Source organism: Rhizobium sp. Root483D2 (assembly GCF_001426685.1).
Lineage (GTDB): Bacteria > Pseudomonadota > Alphaproteobacteria > Rhizobiales > Rhizobiaceae > Pararhizobium > Pararhizobium qamdonense.
The window spans coordinates 190,092-206,851 of sequence record NZ_LMFB01000019.1 but is presented as its reverse complement, the minus strand read 5'-3'; the positions used below and the strand labels follow the sequence as shown (position 1 = coordinate 206,851).

General features: G+C 60.9%; 16 protein-coding genes. 12 read left to right on the top strand and 4 right to left on the bottom strand.

Translation table 11 applies throughout. The features are described from left to right. Positions 1-2: 2 nt before the first annotated feature. Positions 3-176, top strand: a complete 174-nt coding sequence (locus ASD32_RS29025; RefSeq protein ID WP_037100293.1) for a DUF1328 domain-containing protein — start codon at positions 3-5, stop codon at positions 174-176. A gap of 23 nt (positions 177-199) precedes the next feature. Here ASD32_RS29025 and ASD32_RS30700 read toward each other — a convergent pair whose 3' ends face one another. Continuing rightward, positions 200-1,111 (bottom strand): hypothetical protein, encoded by a 912-nt coding sequence (locus ASD32_RS30700; RefSeq protein ID WP_244490189.1) that lies wholly within the window; start codon positions 1,109-1,111, stop codon positions 200-202. A gap of 274 nt (positions 1,112-1,385) precedes the next feature. Between ASD32_RS30700 and ASD32_RS17160 the strand changes: the two genes are divergently transcribed. The 5 genes from ASD32_RS17160 to ASD32_RS17140 all read left to right on the top strand — a co-directional run bounded on the left by ASD32_RS17160 (position 1,386) and on the right by ASD32_RS17140 (position 7,200). Then, on the top strand, positions 1,386-2,345 hold the full coding sequence (locus tag ASD32_RS17160) for a nucleoside hydrolase (protein WP_060639250.1): 960 nt from the start codon (positions 1,386-1,388) through the stop codon (positions 2,343-2,345). A gap of 58 nt (positions 2,346-2,403) precedes the next feature. After that, positions 2,404-3,414 carry a ligase-associated DNA damage response exonuclease gene (locus ASD32_RS17155; RefSeq protein WP_060639249.1) on the top strand — a complete coding sequence of 337 codons (1,011 nt, stop codon included), beginning with the start codon at positions 2,404-2,406 and terminating at the stop codon, positions 3,412-3,414. Between the two features lie 3 nt (positions 3,415-3,417). After that, a complete protein-coding gene (locus ASD32_RS17150) occupies positions 3,418-5,064 on the top strand; it encodes a cisplatin damage response ATP-dependent DNA ligase (protein WP_060639248.1) in 1,647 nt (548 codons plus the stop codon). A gap of 43 nt (positions 5,065-5,107) precedes the next feature. Beyond that, entirely contained in the window at positions 5,108-5,290 is a 183-nt protein-coding gene (locus ASD32_RS17145) for a DUF3008 family protein (protein ID WP_060639247.1), read from the top strand. Between the two features lie 497 nt (positions 5,291-5,787). After that, positions 5,788-7,200 carry an efflux transporter outer membrane subunit gene (locus tag ASD32_RS17140; protein ID WP_060639246.1) on the top strand — a complete coding sequence of 471 codons (1,413 nt, stop codon included), beginning with the start codon at positions 5,788-5,790 and terminating at the stop codon, positions 7,198-7,200. A gap of 365 nt (positions 7,201-7,565) precedes the next feature. Here ASD32_RS17140 and ASD32_RS17135 read toward each other — a convergent pair whose 3' ends face one another. Then, positions 7,566-8,825 (bottom strand): ATP-binding protein, encoded by a 1,260-nt coding sequence (locus ASD32_RS17135; RefSeq protein ID WP_060639245.1) that lies wholly within the window; start codon positions 8,823-8,825, stop codon positions 7,566-7,568. Next, complete coding sequence (locus ASD32_RS17130) at positions 8,826-9,539, bottom strand: response regulator (RefSeq protein ID WP_060639565.1); 714 nt, start codon at positions 9,537-9,539, stop codon at positions 8,826-8,828. 418 nt (positions 9,540-9,957) lie between these two features. Here ASD32_RS17130 and ASD32_RS17125 point away from each other — a divergent pair, with 418 nt between their 5' ends. Genes ASD32_RS17125 through mnhG form a run of 6 tightly spaced genes read left to right on the top strand, consistent with a single transcriptional unit; the run spans position 9,958 to position 15,984 of the window. Then, positions 9,958-12,855 (top strand): monovalent cation/H+ antiporter subunit A, encoded by a 2,898-nt coding sequence (locus ASD32_RS17125; RefSeq protein ID WP_348270745.1) that lies wholly within the window; start codon positions 9,958-9,960, stop codon positions 12,853-12,855. Continuing rightward, positions 12,855-13,190, top strand: coding sequence for a Na+/H+ antiporter subunit C (locus ASD32_RS17120; protein WP_060503055.1), 336 nt, complete (start codon positions 12,855-12,857; stop codon positions 13,188-13,190). Before ASD32_RS17125 ends, ASD32_RS17120 begins: the two co-directional genes overlap by 1 nt. Positions 13,191-13,196: 6 nt before the next feature. After that, on the top strand, positions 13,197-14,822 hold the full coding sequence (locus ASD32_RS17115) for a monovalent cation/H+ antiporter subunit D (protein ID WP_060639243.1): 1,626 nt from the start codon (positions 13,197-13,199) through the stop codon (positions 14,820-14,822). A 3-nt stretch (positions 14,823-14,825) separates the two neighbouring features. Then, positions 14,826-15,314 (top strand): Na+/H+ antiporter subunit E, encoded by a 489-nt coding sequence (locus tag ASD32_RS17110; RefSeq protein ID WP_060639242.1) that lies wholly within the window; start codon positions 14,826-14,828, stop codon positions 15,312-15,314. Then, positions 15,311-15,592: a K+/H+ antiporter subunit F gene (locus ASD32_RS17105; RefSeq protein WP_060639241.1), complete on the top strand. Its 282-nt coding sequence runs from the start codon at positions 15,311-15,313 to the stop codon at positions 15,590-15,592. The genes ASD32_RS17110 and ASD32_RS17105 overlap by 4 nt, the downstream gene beginning before the upstream one ends. Further along, positions 15,589-15,984, top strand: coding sequence for a monovalent cation/H(+) antiporter subunit G (gene mnhG / locus ASD32_RS17100; protein WP_060639240.1), 396 nt, complete (start codon positions 15,589-15,591; stop codon positions 15,982-15,984). Before ASD32_RS17105 ends, mnhG begins: the two co-directional genes overlap by 4 nt. A gap of 7 nt (positions 15,985-15,991) precedes the next feature. Here mnhG and cobM read toward each other — a convergent pair whose 3' ends face one another. Next, complete coding sequence (cobM, locus tag ASD32_RS17095; RefSeq protein ID WP_060639239.1) at positions 15,992-16,756, bottom strand: precorrin-4 C(11)-methyltransferase; 765 nt, start codon at positions 16,754-16,756, stop codon at positions 15,992-15,994. Positions 16,757-16,760: the final 4 nt, after the last annotated feature.

The window sequence follows — 16,760 nt, the reverse complement described above, 5'->3', positions numbered from 1 at the left end:
CCATGCTGAAATGGGCGCTTATTTTCCTGGTCATATCGCTGATCACGGGCTTTCTTGGCTTTTCCGGCGTTTCGGCAGCCACAGCGACGATCGCGCGCGTGCTGTTTGCCATCGCTGTGATTATCTTCCTGATCTTCGTTGTGCTCGCCGTGATCGCTGGCAACGCCATCGTCTGATAAGGGCTGAACGGCAAATCCCGTCAGTGTCCCGCTGGCTCCTCCGTGGAGGTGCCGGCGGGATCTTCTGCATTCGGCTCAGAGACAACGCTCGACGGCTTTTCACCGCCATCGCCTAGAACCATGGCCAGCATGGCCCCGAAGAAACCCTTTTCCTCCAGCTGTGCCGCGCTTTGCTCCGTTGCAGCTGCGGGTTCATGTCCCCGCGCCAGTGCTTCCTCGTCATTGTCTGCAGGCTCGCCATGCGCGGGGGCCGCCTCGCCCCTATCAGCGCTTTCTCCGTGACCGGTGGGAGCCGGTGCCGCACCATGTCCACCGCTTTTCGATCCGGCAGCGCCCGGTTCTGCGGCAGCCGCAGCGGCAACCGGGTCGAAGCAATCCGACTTGTCGTCCATCGCCGTCAGCGTCGTCTTGATGTCATCCGTCGAGAGAAGGACGTCCTGGCCATAGAAGAGACCGGCGCCATTGGCCTTGGCATCGCTGTAGCGGGCGATGAATGGCGTGCTCATTCCCGGCAGTTTGGACGGGTCGGGCGCAAACAGGACTTGGGCACCGATAGCCGCACCACGGCGGTCAGCCCGGTCCAGGGGCCCAGCCGTGTCCAGCACGACGACCTGGTAGAGATCGGCCTGTTCCTGCTTGGCAAGCAGGCCGGTGATGCGCAAGGCGGTGCGGACACGATCAATCCCGGCAGCCGCGTCCGTGCTCACATATTTGCGGATCCAGCGCTGGCCGTTGCGGCGCATCTTCAAGGTTTCGATCGTGGTGCAGGCAAGGCCTGAAAGCGAGGGTTTTGCCGGCCCGGCCATGCCAAGAAACATTTCCTTGCCGGAATAGACGGCAAAGGCGCCGGACGCACCCGACAACACAAGAACGCCGGCAATGAGGAACATCACCTTGCGGGGGAGACGTATCGTCTTGAAGACCGCCTTCACGTCTGCTGCTCCGTCATCAGCCTCAACTCCTGGCCACCACCGCGCATCTCAACGGGGAAAAGGCACAACCTGATTTTTGATTGAGCACCCACCCTAACCGCACCACGTTTCGGAAAGTTTAAGCGGCCACGCCGTTTGTGCCTGGCGATCGGCAGATTTGCCCTGATTCGAGACTTTGCCCGATTTGGAGTTGCAAAATCAGTTGCTCTTGGGCGGTACCCCGCTAAAAGTGGCGCCATATTGGTAGACTGCCCATCAGCGAAAAGAAGACATCATGCATAAGGTAATTTTTGATACGGACCCCGGCGTCGATGATGCGATGGCCCTGCTGTTTCTGCACAACCATCCGGATATTGACCTGATCGGCATCACCTCCGTTTTCGGCAATGCCTCGATCGAAACAACGACACGCAACGCGCTTTATCTGAAGCAGCAATGGGATATTGCAGCTCCTGTCGCCAGGGGACTGGGCGAAACGTTCGATCCGTTGCGGCTCCATGTCGATTGGCCGGCCTTCATTCATGGCGATGACGGCCTTGGCAATATCGGCGTTCCCGAAACGGTCGATCTGGAATGCGATCCGCGTCCGGCCCATCGCTTCATCATCGACACGGTCCGCGCAAATCCGGGCGAAGTGACCATCGTCGCCGTCGGCCGCATGACCAATCTGGCGCTGGCGCTCAGCGACGATCCAGACATCGCAGTTCTGGTCAAGGACGTTGTCATCATGGGCGGCGCTTTCGATATGCGCGGCAATGTCACCCCCGCTGCCGAGGCCAACATCCACGGCGATCCGGAAGCAGCCAATGTGGTGATGACAGCCCCCTGGCCAGTCGTCGTGGTGGGTCTGGACGTGACCGAAAAGACCGTCATGACCCGCGCTAGGCTGGAAGCCATCGTCGCAACGGGTGGGAAGCGGGCAAAGCTGTTGTCGGATATTTCGCAGTTCTACATCGATTTCTATGAACAGCATGTCGATGACGGCATGGTCGTGCACGACAGCTGCGCCTGCGTCTATGTCGTGGCTCCGGAACTCTTCACGCTGCGCAGCGGCGCGATCCGCGTTGTCTGCGGCGGCATTGCCGACGGCCAGACCATCCAGAAGGCCGACGATCACATCTTCCCGCCGAACGACTGGGACGACCTGCCCAGCCAGAACATCTGCATCGGCATCGATGCCGAAGCGGTCCTCGATCTGATCTCAAAGACATTGGGACAAGCCGAGACGGCCTGAGCTTAAAAATTCGCCGCGATAGCTGGCAGTCGCACGATTGCCATCTATCTTCACAGGCATGAAACCGGAAACGCTGCTCTACCCGACGCCCAAGGGTCTCTTTTGCGAGAAGGGCGGCTTCTATATCGATCCCGTCCAGCCCGTCGAACGGGCCTTGATCACCCATGGCCACGCCGACCACGCCCGCGCCGGCCACACGCATGTGATGGCGACGCGCGAGACGCTCGATATCATGCGGATCCGCTATGGCGAGGCATTCTGCACCAGTTCGCAGGAGGCCGTCCTCGGCACGCGCACGGCGATCGGCGATGTCACCGTCAGTTTTCACCCAGCAGGGCATGTGCTCGGCTCGGCGCAGATCGCCGTCGAACAGGGCGGCATGCGCATCGTCGTCTCCGGCGACTACAAAAGGCGGCGGGACCCGACCTGCCTTTCCTTCGAACCTGTGCCCTGCGATGTCTTCATCACCGAAGCAACCTTCGGCCTGCCGGTATTTCACCACCCCGACGATCGCGGCGAGATTGCCAAGCTCCTGACATCCCTGCGGCAATTCCCCGAGCGCGCCCATCTGGTTGGCGCCTATGCGCTGGGCAAGGCGCAACGCGTCATCATGCTCCTGCGCGAAGCGGGCTATCACGAGCCGATCTTCATCCACGGCGCGCTCGCAAGGCTATGCGATTATTATGAAAGCGAAGGCATCGAACTGGGCGATCTGCGGCCCGCCACGATCGACGCGAAAGACAGGCAGTCCTTCGCCGGTGCCGTGGTCGTCGGTCCGCCATCAGCCTTTGCCGACAAATGGGCCAGGCGCTTTCCCGATCCGGTTGCCATTTTCGCTTCCGGCTGGATGCTGGTGCGCCAGCGCGCCAAGCAGCGCGGCGTCGAACTGCCGATCATCATCTCCGATCATTGCGACTGGCCGGAGCTGCTCGACACGATCAACGAGGTCAAGCCCGGTCAAGTCTGGGTCACCCATGGCCGCGAAGAAGCCCTGGTGCGCTGGTGCGAGCTGCAGGGCATTGCCGCCCGGCCGCTGCATCTGGTCGGCTACGACGACGAGGGAGAATAGCCGATGCGCGCCTTCGCCGAACTGCTCGACCGTCTGGTGCTCACCCCGCAGCGCAATGCCAAGATCAAGCTGATGGCGGACTACTTCCGTACAGCCCCCGACCCCGACCGCGGCTATGCGCTGGCCGCCATTGCCGGCACGCTGACGCTCAAGGCCGTGAAACCCAACGTGCTGCGGCAACTCGTTCTGGAGCGCATGGACGAGGTGCTGTTCCGCTATTCCTACGATTATGTCGGCGACCTCGCCGAAACCATCTCGCTGGTCTGGGAACCGGCAGCCACGGACAAACCAGCCGCACTCGACCTGTCTCTCGGTGCCGTCATGCATCAACTGGAGACCGTCGGGCGGGCCAACGTGCACGGGCTGGTGCGCGACCTCCTGGATGACCTGGAAGGATCAAGCCGGTTCGCCTTCCTCAAACTGATCACCGGCGGTTTGCGCATCGGCGTTTCCGCACGGCTGGTGAAACAGGCGCTCGCCGACATGGGCAATGTCGATGTCACGGAGATCGAAACGCTCTGGCACGGCCTGTCGCCACCCTACTTGTCCCTGTTTCAATGGCTCGACGGCAAGGCGGACAAGCCGAAACTCGATATGCCGGCAGTCTTTCACGCGGTGATGCTGGCAACACCGGTCGGCGACAATGATCTGGCTTTGCTCGACCCGAAGGATTTTGCCGCCGAATGGAAATGGGACGGCATCCGCGTTCAACTTGCCAATCTGGCCGGCACGCGGCGGCTGTATTCGCGCAGCGGCGACGACATTTCCGGCGCCTTTCCCGATATTCTCGAGGCTGCGGATTTCGAAGGCATTATTGACGGCGAGCTGCTCGTCGGCGGCACCATGCGGACCAACCGCGCCACGCGGACATTTTCCGATCTGCAGCAGCGGCTGAACCGCAAGACCGTGACGAAAAAGATGCTCGATGACTATCCGGTGTTCATCAGAGGCTACGACCTGTTGTTTTCCGGGGAAAAAGACATGCGCCCGGAAAACTTCCTGACCCGCCGCGCTGCACTCTCTGCCCTCATTGAAACGGCCGCCCCCTCGCATTTCGATCTGTCCCCGCTCGTCTCGTTTTCGAGCTGGGAGGAACTCGACCGCCTGAGGAAGGACCCGCCGGATCCGGTGATCGAAGGCATCATGCTGAAGCGCCTGGATTCGCCCTATACGTCCGGGCGCTCGAAGGGGCCGTGGTTCAAATGGAAGCGCGAGCCCTACAATGTCGATGCGGTGCTGATGTATGCGCAGCGCGGCCACGGCAAGCGCTCAAGCTACTATTCCGACTTCACTTTTGGCGTCTGGATGATGAGCGAGGGCAAGGATGTGCTGGTGCCTGTCGGCAAGGCTTATTTCGGCTTTACCGATGCGGAGCTTGAGGTGCTGGATCGCTACGTGCGCAACAATACGATCGAACGTTTCGGTCCGGTCCGCTCGATCCGGGCAGAGGCCGATCATGGTTTCGTTGTCGAGGTCGCCTTCGAGGGCATCAACCTTTCCAGCCGCCACAAATCCGGCGTCGCGATGCGCTTTCCGCGCATATCGCGGCTGCGCACCGACAAGCTGCCACGCGATGCAGACAGGCTCGAAACCCTGCAGGCGATGATCGGCGCGCCCAGCAATTTGGCAGAGCCTTCGGAACCAATCTAGGCAGCGATTGTTAAATCGGGCATGCAACGAGAGGAGAAAGTCAATGCCCGCAAAATCCCAGGCCCAGCAAAAGGCAGCCGGTGCGGCACTCTCTGCCAAACGCGGTGAAACGAAAAAATCGGAACTCAAGGGCGCCTCCAAGAGCATGGAGAAATCCATGTCGGAGAAAGAGCTGAAGGAGCTCGCGGAAACCGACCGCAAAAACCTGCCGAAGAAGAAAAAGTAATTTTCGACGACCTTCAGAAATCAAAGGGGCTCGGTTTATCGAACCGGCCTCTACTCCCGTTAGCGTCGCTGAACTAAGCGTGCAACGCCCGCAAACGACGGTGAGTCGCAGCCTGGTTCGCCTTTCCCCATTTTAACCTGACCATTTGGTATGCCCGGCACACACAGCGACGGCGACGCGTCACACTGCGGAAACAATTCGACACTCCCCCGACAAACGCCGGACACGTGCACGCGTTAATGGATTGAGATGGATGGCAAATCCCATCCAATCACGTGAAGAAACGGCATCCATCCGTTGTAAATATTTTTTCCGTCAACCCTTGAAATCGTCGTCCACACGTCCAAAGGCGTGGCACTTTGGAAACACCAAAGCTGGGGATAGTTGATTTCGAACACAAGTTTGCAATTGTTCCCTCGCAAGGGACGCGGAAAATGTTAAAGACGAAAAAAGTGAATCGTTTGTTACCGACCCGCTCGGGCCGGATGGGGACCCAGATGAAAATTGCTAAAGTGCTCTTTCCCTTGAGCCTCGTTCTCCTTTCGGGCTGCGTTGTCGGTCCGAATTATCAATCTCCGACTGCAGCTGTGCCGGCGAAGTTTTCGCAAGGGGGCCAGGCCGAAGCAGCCGATGTCACACTGAAGCCCTGGTGGGAAGCTTTCCGCGACAAGAAGCTGAACGGCCTCGTCGCCCAGGGCCTCAGCGAAAACCTTGACGTTCAGCAATCGATCGAACGTATCATCGAAGCCCGCGCCAATGTCATCGTCGCTGCATCCGGCGGCTTGCCGCAGATCAATGCCAGCGGTTCGGCCAGTGTCGCCGGCCAGGATGGTTCCTCCCGGGTCAGGGCCGGCCAAAGCGATCACAGCGAAACCAAAACAATCGGCGGCGGCGGCGATGCGTCCTGGCTGATCGATCTGTTCGGCCAGTATGCCCGCGCCAAGGAATCCGCCAACGCTTCGCTTGATGCCGCCTATGCCGACGTCAACGTTGCCCGCCTCGCCTATCTTTCCGATCTGACCACCTCTTACATCGAGGCGCGCTACAATCAGGAAGCCTATGCACTGCAGCAGAGAAGCCTGGCCTCGCGGCGCGAAACGCTGAAGCTGACGAATGACATCAAGGCAGCGGGCGCAGCCTCCAGCCTCGACGTCGTCCAGGCCGAAGGCCTCGTCAACAGCACGCTGGCTGAACTGCCCGGCTACCAGACCGGCTTCAACCAGGCGGCAAACCATATCGCGACGCTGCTCGGACTGCCGGCAACCACCGTTACGGCGGGCCTGCGCAACGGCGCGTCCCAGCCTTCGCCGCGCTACAACACCAAGATCGGCATCCCGGCCGATCTCGTGCGCAACCGCCCCGATATCCGCAGAGCCGAACGCCTTCTGGCCGCTGCCACGGCCCAGATCGGTGTTGCCGAGGCCCAGCTTTATCCAAGCCTCAGCCTCAGCGGTTCGATCGACGGTTCGCGTATCGTCTCTGCAGTGGCCGGTGGTCTGAGCACGTGGTCCTTCGGCCCGAGCCTGAATATCCCGATCTTCAGCGGCGGACGTTTGAAGGCCAATGTCGATATCGCCAAGTCCGGCGCGCAGCAGCAATATCTCTCCTGGAAGCAGACCGTTCTGAACGGCATCGAGGAAGTCGAGAACGCGCTCGTTGCACTGCGCAACAACTACCAGACCGTGGCAGCTTTGCGGAAGGTCGTGGATTCCTACGAGCAGGCTTTGGGTCTTGCCCGCGAAAGCTACAAGGGCGGCGCCACATCGCTGCTTGACGTTCTGGACGCCGAGCGCTCGCTGGCAACATCGCGTATCGCGCTCGCATCCGGCATTCGCAACCTCGCCAACAACTATGTTGCTCTGAACATCGCCATCGGCGGTGGCGCAGGCATCCAGGCCATCGGACAATAAGAACGGCGCAAGCCTGTCCGCAGGCTCGACGTGAAGACAAACAGAGCGCGGCCGATTTCCATCGGCCGCGCTTTTTTTGACCAAGCCCATTCCCGGCTTTTTTTGCAGGTCACTTGGAAATTATGCGTTTGACAAACTCTCCGTCATCTCAGTGCTTGTCACAGAGATCCAGCCAGCTCAAGTCCTTGACTTGAAAGGTTCTTTTGATCAGGCGGACGATTAGAAGAGATCCGTAGCTGACCGTCTGCCCTGTGATGGAGCCGGGTGAACATGCCAACGGAAAGCTTTCCTGCTCAGCCTACCGGCGGATCCCCAGAGCCCACTTTACCAACCTTTATTACATCACCGAGAAGCATTGACCCCGCTCAATACTGGTCCGGTTTGCACAGCGGCAGACGCACGGTTTGCAGCAGGCCGCCCTCCCGGCGATTGATGATGGTGATCGTGCCGCCATGGTTTTCGATAATTTCCTGCGAAATGGCGAGACCGAGACCGGCGCCGGGCACGAGCTGGCGCCGGGCCTGATCGACGCGAAAGAACGGCTCGAACACCCGGTCGAGCAGATCCTTTGGAATGCCGGGACCGCTGTCGAGGATCCTGAGAACCGCTTCTTCGCCGGAACTGGACAGCGAAACGCGTGCGCCCTGACCATGGGTCGCGGCATTCACCACCAGGTTTCGCAACGCACGCTTGAGGGCAAACGGAGCGCCCTTGACCAGGACAGGGACGATTGCACCATGTTCGACCGGCAGATCCGTCTCCCGGACCTCTGCGGTTACCGAGCGCAAAACCACGTCAAGCGACACCTGTTCCTGCGCCGCCGGGCTGATTTCCTCGCGCACCAGCCGGATGGCGCTGTCAGCGATATGATCGAGTTCATCGAGATCCTTGAGCCAGGACTGCCGGTCATCGCCATCGACGACGAATTCGGCGCGAAGCCGCATGCGGGTCATCGGCGTGCGCATGTCATGGCCTGCGGCCGCAATCATCCGCATGCGGCTGGACACGGCTGCGTTGAGGCGCGTTGCCAGCCGGTTGATGGTCTTGGCGGAGGTGCGAACCTCCATCGGCCCGGTTTCCGGCAATTCGGGAATGATGCCATCCGGCCGTATCTTGGCGATCGTTTCATCCAGGATGCGCAGGGGCCGCATCATCACGTTGCTGACATAGGTGGCAATGCCGGTCATGCCGATCGCGACCAGCGCCAGATAGGCCGCCAGCGGCAGATAGGGAAAAGGGGTGGGATCGGGAAAATCGAGGTATGCCCAGCGCCCGTCATCCAGCCGGATGGCGATATCCCAGCGATGCGGATTGAAGCTCTTCAACACGACGACATCGGCGGTATAACCCTTGCGGCGTCCCTCCGCGCGGATATTCTCCGTCCGCTCCGGATCGATGCGATCCTGCGGCGGCTTGTCCTGAATGACGATATGCAATGTCTGGGCTGCGAGCGGATCGGCGCGCAAGAGAAGCAGCGCAAATTCGGCTTTTTCAGCCAGCACCCGGTCATACATGACTTCAGGCGGTTTGCGCAAAAGCCAGGCGGTGATGACAGCAGCGATCACCAGAACCAGAACCACCGAGATGATCAAAAGTGCCGTGAACCGCGTGCGCAGCGACAGCATCTAGTTGCTCCGCTCGACGGGAACCGCAAGTTGATAGCCCTTGTTGCGCACGGTCTTCAGCATGGCAAATACGCTGGCATCGCCGAGCTTGCGGCGCAGGCGGCTGACCAGAATATCGATCGAGCGGTCAAACGGGTCAGCGGTGCGCCCCTGCGTCAGATCCAAGAGCGAATCACGCGACAGAACACGTCCCGGACGCTGCAGGAAAACCACCAGAAGCTCGAACTCGCCTCCGGTCAGATCGACGGTGCTCCCATCAGGGGCAAGCAAGGTGCGGCTTTCGATATCGGCGACATAATTGGCAAAGACATATTGCCGGCTTCCCGCCGGCTGCGCCTCGGCCCGGCCGCGGCGCAGCACGGCCCGGATACGGGCAGACAGTTCGCGCGGGTTGAACGGCTTTCCGAGATAATCGTCGGCACCGAATTCAAGCCCGATGATGCGGTCGACATCTTCCTTGAGCGCCGTCAGAAGAATGATCGACAGCTGCGGCATCCGCCCGCGCAACGACCGGCACAGATCAAGCCCGGAGCCATCCGGCAGCATGACATCGAGAACAAGAAGATCGATCTTCAGCTCGGCGAGCTTCGCCTCGCATTCGCCCTTGCTGCCAGCCAGACTGATGCGAAAACCCTGACCATCGAGATATTTTCCAAGCAGCCGGCGAATCTCCGGATCGTCATCGACGACAAGAATGTGCGGTATTGTGTCCATGCCGATGTTTATACCAGCAGAACGGAAAAACGCACGCGGCCCATCCACAGCTGCCGGCCGTTTTCGGTGTCGAAATATTTCCCGTCACACCGATCCTACACTTCGTTACAAAAAACGCAGCCCGATGTTTCCAAACACAGTTTGACCGGTGCCGCAACGATCAGCCATCAAACCGCAGTTTTGCGCCACGACCGGCAACGAATTGCCGCAGGCAGGCAATTTTATCGCCGTTGCGGGTTGGCATGGCAGCCGAAAGCAGACATAAAAACAATGTGCTCTTGCACCGTTTCGCGGTGCGCTTCGGGCACCGCCGCAGCGCACGCATGCTGCAGCACTCACGGACCCCTCGCGGTCCTGTCATTTCGGAAAGATTGAGGGAAACGGGCACATAGACACCGCAGCGACATTGCTTCTCATTCTGGTTCTTGCGCCTTTCGCGGGGAGCCTTGCTGCAATCTGCATTCCGGCACACAAGGGCACGGCCAGCGCTTGGCTTTCAGGCTCGATCGCCCTGTTTTGCCTTGCAACATCGGCCGGCCTCTATCCGATCGTCGCCGCAAACAAAGTGCTTCGCTACAATGTCGACTGGCTTCCGGAACTCGGGCTGAACTTCTCGCTGCGCATGGACGGCTTTGCCTGGATGTTTGCAAGCCTGGTCACCGCGATCGGCCTGCTCGTCGTTGTCTACGCCCGTTACTATATGTCGGCCAGCGACCCGGTTCCGCGCTTCTTTGCCCTGTTCCTCGCCTTCATGGGCGCCATGCTCGGCGTGGTACTTTCCGGCAATCTCATTCTGCTGGCGATCTTCTGGGAATTGACCAGCATCATTTCCTTCCTTTTGATCGGTTACTGGCACCACAACGCCAATGCGCGCGATGGCGCCCGCATGGCGCTGACCGTCACCGGCACCGGCGGCCTGTGCATGTTCGTCGGGCTGATGCTGATCGGCCATATCGTCGGCAGCTATGATCTCGATGTCGTGCTTTCGTCCGGCAACCTGATCCGCAACGATCCGCTCTACACGACCGTGCTCATTCTTATCCTGCTCGGAGCCCTCACCAAGAGTGCACAGTTTCCGTTCCACTTCTGGCTGCCGCATGCGATGGCGGCGCCGACGCCGGTTTCGGCCTATCTGCATTCGGCGACCCTCGTCAAAGCCGGCGTCTTCCTGTTGATCCGGCTCTGGCCGGTCATGGCGGGCACCGACCAGTGGTTCTGGATCGTCGGCCTTGCCGGCCTCAGCACGCTGTTGCTCGGCGCCTATTTCGCGATCTTCCAGCAGGACCTGAAGGGGCTGCTCGCCTATTCGACGATCAGCCATCTCGGCCTTATTACCGTGCTTCTGAGCCTCGGCAGTCCCTTGGCTGCGGTCGCCGCGATCTTTCACACCATGAACCACGCCACCTTCAAGGCCTCGCTGTTCATGGCCGCCGGGATCATCGATCATGAAACCGGCACCCGCGACATGCGCAAGCTCAGCGGCCTGTTCAAATACATGCCGATAACGGCGACGCTGGCGATGGTCGCCAGCGCCTCGATGGCCGGCGTACCGCTGTTGAACGGCTTCCTGTCGAAAGAAATGTTCTTTGCCGAGGCGATCGAAACCCATAAATACAATCTGCTCGACACGATCACGCCCTATGTCGCAACGCTCGCCAGCATGTTTGCCGTCACCTATTCGCTGCGTTTCATCTACAGCGTCTTTTTCGGACCGCCGCCAAAGGATCTGCCCACGACGCCGCATGAGCCGCCACACTGGATGCTGGCGCCGATCTATTTCCTGGTATTCTCCTGCCTCGTCGTCGGCGTGATCCCGACCCTGACGATCGGTCCCTTTCTGCACACCGCCGTGCAATCGGTTCTGGGCGAGGCGACGCCGGTCTATAGCCTTGCCGTCTGGCATGGCTGGAACCTGCCGCTGTTCATGAGCCTGATTGCGCTTGTCGGCGGCATCGGGCTGTTCTTCATCATGAGGCCCTATCTTGCCACCAGCATCGAGGGCCCGCCCTTCTTCCGCCGCCTGGAGGGCCAACGCATCTTCGAGCGCGTGCTGGTCACCCTGTCATGGAAATGGGCGCGCTCGATCGAGATGCGCGCCGGCACCCGCCGCCTGCAGCCGCAGATGCGCGTCCTCGTCGCAGTGGCAGTTGTCGCCGGCGCCGCCACGCTTCTGACGCAGGGTTTCAAACCGGCCAATATCGTACTGCGCAACATTGATCCGGCCTTTGCGCTGCTCTGGCTGGTCGGCATGGTCTGTGCCATCGGCGCAGCCTATCAGGCGAAGTTCCACAGGCTTGCAGCACTCGTGCTGCTCGGTGGCGCGGGTCTCGTTACCTGCGTCACCTTCGTGTGGCTTTCAGCACCGGATCTGGCTGTCACGCAATTGCTCGTCGAGATCGTCACGACGGTTCTGATCCTGCTTGGCCTGCGCTGGTTGCCCAAGCGGATCGAAGATCCCGATGATCCGGAAATGATGACCATATCGACGCGCCTGCGCCGCCTGCGCGACCTTGCGACCGCCGTCTTTGCCGGCCTTGGCATGATGCTCGTCTCCTACACGGTGATGAGCCGGGAAATGCCCGAGACCATCTCGAGCTATTTCCTCGAGCGCGCCTATATCGAAGGCGGCGGCACCAATGTCGTCAACGTCATCCTCGTCGATTTCCGCGGCTTCGATACGCTGGGCGAGATCGCCGTCCTGTGCATCGTCGCCTTGACGGTCTTCGCGCTGCTTCTGCGTTTCCGCCCTGCCACCGAAAGCTTGGAAGCACCGGAGCAGCAGCGCGTCCAGAATGCGTTCGACGACGATCACCCCGATCGCAAGAAGGGCGACAGCATTGCCGAATACCTGCTGGTCCCTTCGGTGATCATGCGCTGGATGTTCCCGGTCATCGGCATGCTGGCGGCCTTCCTGTTTTTCCGCGGCCATGATCTTCCGGGCGGCGGCTTTGCAGCTGGGATCGCCATGTCGATCGCCTTCATTCTGCAATATATGGCGGGTGGTACGCGCTGGGTCGAGGAACGACTGCGGATCCATCCGCTGCGCTGGATGGCAATCGGCCTCATCGTCGCCACCGCAACCGGCCTCGGGTCCTGGGTCTTCGGCTATCCGTTCCTGACCTCGTATTCCCAATACGTATCCTTGCCGGTCATCGGTAAAATTCCGCTTGCAAGCGCGATCCTGTTCGATCTCGGCGTCTTCTCGCTGGTGCTCGGCGCCACCGTGCTGATCCTGATCGCGCTCGCCCACCAGTCGGTGCGTGCACCCCGCGCCCAGATCAGGGCGGCGAAATTGGCTGCGAAGGAGAACACATAATGGAACTGGTTCTTTCCGCAGGCATCGGCGTCCTCACCGCTTCCGGCGTCTGGCTTTTGTTCCGGCCGCGCACCTATCAGGTCATTATCGGCCTGTCGCTGCTCTCCTATGCCGTCAATCTCTTCATCTTCGGCATGGGCCGTCTGAGGGTCAATGCGCCGCCGGTGCTTGAGCCGGGTGGCGTTGGCGGACTTTTGACCCATACCGATCCCATTCCCCAGGCCCTGGTGCTTACAGCCATCGTCATCGGTTTTGCCATGACGGCGCTGTTTCTGGTCGTGCTTCTCGCATCCCGCGGCTTTACCGGCACCGACCACGTGGACGGTAGGGAGTAACGCGGCATGAACTGGCTTCATCACCTGATCATCCTGCCGATCATTCTGCCGATCCTCACGGCAGCGGCCCTTATTCCCGTCGATGAACGGAACCGGACGCTGAAAGGGGTGATCGCCTTCACCTCAACCGTGGTGGTTTTCATCATCAGCATCCTGTTGATGCGGATGGCAGCCTCCTCGGGAGAGGGCGAGACCGGGGCCAGCGTCTACCTGCTTGGAAACTGGCCAGCCCCCTTCGGCATCGTTCTGGTACTGGACCGGCTGTCAGCGCTGATGCTGGTGCTGACCGGGCTGCTCGCAATGGCGACGCAGGTGTTTTCGATGGCGAAATGGCATCGGGCCGGTTACCATTTTCATTCGCTGTTCCAGTTGATGCTGGCCGGCCTCAATGGCGCCTTCCTGACCGGCGACCTGTTCAACCTGTTCGTCTTCTTTGAAATGATGCTCGCCGCATCCTACGGACTGCTGCTGCATGGCTCCGGCCCGATGCGCGTCAAGGCAGGCCTGCATTACATCGCCATCAATCTTGCAGCCTCTTCGCTGTTTCTGGTCGGGGTCAGCCTAATCTATGGCGCAACGGGCACGCTGAACATGGCCGATCTTGCCATGCGGATCACCACGATCGGCCCGGAAAGCCGGATGCTCATGGAAGCGGGGGCGGCCATTCTCGGCATTGCCTTCCTCGTCAAGGCCGGCATGTGGCCACTCGGCTTTTGGCTGCCCGCCACCTATTCGGCCGCGACGCCGCCGGTCGCCGCAATCTTCGCCATCCTCACCAAGGTCGGCGTCTACATCCTCCTGCGGCTCTCCATGCTACTGTTTGGCGCAGACGCCGGCGCCTCCCTCGGCTTTGGTCAATCCGTGCTTCTCTATGGCGGTCTGATGACCATCGGCTTCGGCGCGATCGGCGTACTGGCCTCGCAGGCCATGGGCAGGCTTGCCGGCTATTGCGTGCTGGTCTCGTCCGGCACGCTGATGGCGGCGATCGGGCTTGGCAATGGCGCCGTCATCGGCGGCGCCCTGTTTTATCTGGTGAGCTCGACACTGACGATCTGCGCCTTCTTCCTTTTGATCGAGCTGGTGGAGCGCGCTCGCGATGCCGGCGCCGACGTTCTGGCGGTGACCATGGAAGCCTATGGCGATGTCGATGAAAACGAGGCGGAGAAGGAAGGCGGCGTCGCCGTGCCCGGCACCATGGCCGTGCTGGGTCTGTGCTTCTGTGCCTGCGCCATCCTGCTTTCGGGCCTGCCGCCGCTTTCCGGATTTCTAGCAAAATTTGCCATGCTGCACGGATTGTTCAATCCCGGCAGTTTCGGCGATGACGCTCCGGTCTCCGGCGCCGAATGGGCCTATACCGCCCTTCTCATCCTATCCGGCCTTGCGGCCATGATCGCCATGAACCGCGTTGGTATCCGCACGTTCTGGACCTCGATCGAAGGCACCATTCCGCGCGTCTTCCTGATCGAGATCACACCGGTCCTGATGCTTCTGGCGGCTTGCGTCTTCCTGAGCTTCCAGGCAGGCCCTGTGATGCGTTATATGGATGCGACGGCGAAATCGCTGGGCGAACCACAGAACTATATCGGACGCGTGATGTCGGCGCCGCGTGCCAGCCCGGCAGCGGGGGAGTAGGCCATGCGCTACTGGTTCCCCTACCCGCTTCTGTCGCTGGCCCTCCTGATGCTGTGGCTTTTGATCAACCAGTCGGTATCACCCGGCCAGATCATCCTTGGCTCCATGCTCGGCATCGCGTTTGCCTGGGTCATGGTCAACCTGCAGCCCGACAAGACGCGGATGAAGAATTATGGGCGCATCGCGGTTCTCGCCGGGCATGTGGCGCTCGATGTGGTGAGATCGAACCTTGCCGTGATGGGCGTGATCCTGCGCGCCGGAAGGCGGCCGGTCAATTCCGGTTTCGTGGCGATCGATATCAGCCTGCGCGACGAAAATGCCCTGGCACTGCTTGCCTGCATCCTGACGGCGACACCCGGCACCGCCTGGCTCGAATTCGACCGCCAGACCGGCGTGCTGCTTCTCCACGTGCTGGACCTGGAAAACGGTGCTGCCTGGTCGGACCTGATCAAAAAGCGTTACGAAGCCCCGTTGAAGGAGATATTCGAATGACCGAGCTCTTCATCATCTGGTCGATCCTCGCCTCCCAGATCCTGCTTGGACTGGCGATGGGATGTGCGCTGTTTCGCATGGTGCGGGGGCCACGCGCCCAGGACCGTATCCTCGGCCTCGATGCGCTCTATATTACGGCCATGCTTTTGCTTTTGACCTTCGGGATCCGCACGGCCAATTCGATCTATTTCGAAGCGGCATTGATCATCGCCGTGCTCGGCTTCGTCTCGTCGATCGCCTTTGCGAAATTCCTGATGCGCGGCGAGGTGATCGAATGAGCCACCTGACCGACCTTCCGGCCTGGGCGGCGATCCCGGTCTGCATCCTGCTTCTGACCGGCTCCGTCATCACCCTTATCGGCTCGATGGGGCTGATCCGGCTGAAAACCTTCTATGGCCGCCTGCATGCGCCGACACTCGGCGCCAGCGCCGGCACGATCCTGATCTCCGTTGCCTCGATGATCACCTTTGCCGTGCTGCAGAACCGCTGGATCCTGCACGAAGTCCTGATCATCGTCTTCGTCATCCTGACGACGCCGGTGACCTTGATGCTGCTCGGACAATCCGCGCTCTACCGTGACCGGATCGAAGGCCGGAACGACGTGCCGCGCAAGGCCGCCGGCGACCAGCCGGATACGCCGGGCCCGGATACGTCGGGCATGGATATCTGAGGTTTGCTTATAGTCCGTCGCGGCCGCGAAACCGCCGTTGATAGGCGGCGTCGTAAAGGGCACTTTCGCGAAAGTCGGTGGCGCCAAGCGTGCGTCCGACAAAGATCAGTGCCGTGCGCTCGATCGGATCGGCCGCCACCTTCGCCTCGATATCGGCAAGCGTGCCGCGCAGCACCCGCTCATCCGGCCAGGATGCCTTGACGACGATCGCCACCGGGCAATCTGCACCGTAAAGCGGCGTCAGCTCGGAAACCACCTGCGCCAGCGCATGTATCGCCAGATGAATGGCCAGCGTCGCGCCGGTGGCACCGAAACCGGCCAGCGTCTCGGCATTCGGCATCGGCGAGGCCCGGCCGGAAACCCGCGTCAGCACAAGGCTCTGGCCAATGGCGGGGATGGTGAGTTCGCGCCCGAGTGTGGCAGCCGCCGCCGCAAACGCCGGCACACCGGGTGTCATCGTATAGTCGAGCCCGTGTTTTTCCAGCCGGCGGATCTGTTCGGCAACGGCGCTCCAAACCGAAAGATCGCCGGAATGCAGCCGCGCCACATCCTGGCCGGCGGCGGCGGCCGTCACATATTCGGCTTCGATCTCATCCAGCGACATCGGCGCCGTATCGACAATGCGCGCACCGTCCGGGCAATATTGCAGGAGTTCGGGCGAGACGATCGACCCCGCATAGAGGCAAACCGGGCAGCGGGCGATGAGATCGCGGCCGCGAACGGTGATGAGATCAGCGGCGCCCGGGCCTGCTCCGATGAAATGAACGGTCATCTTC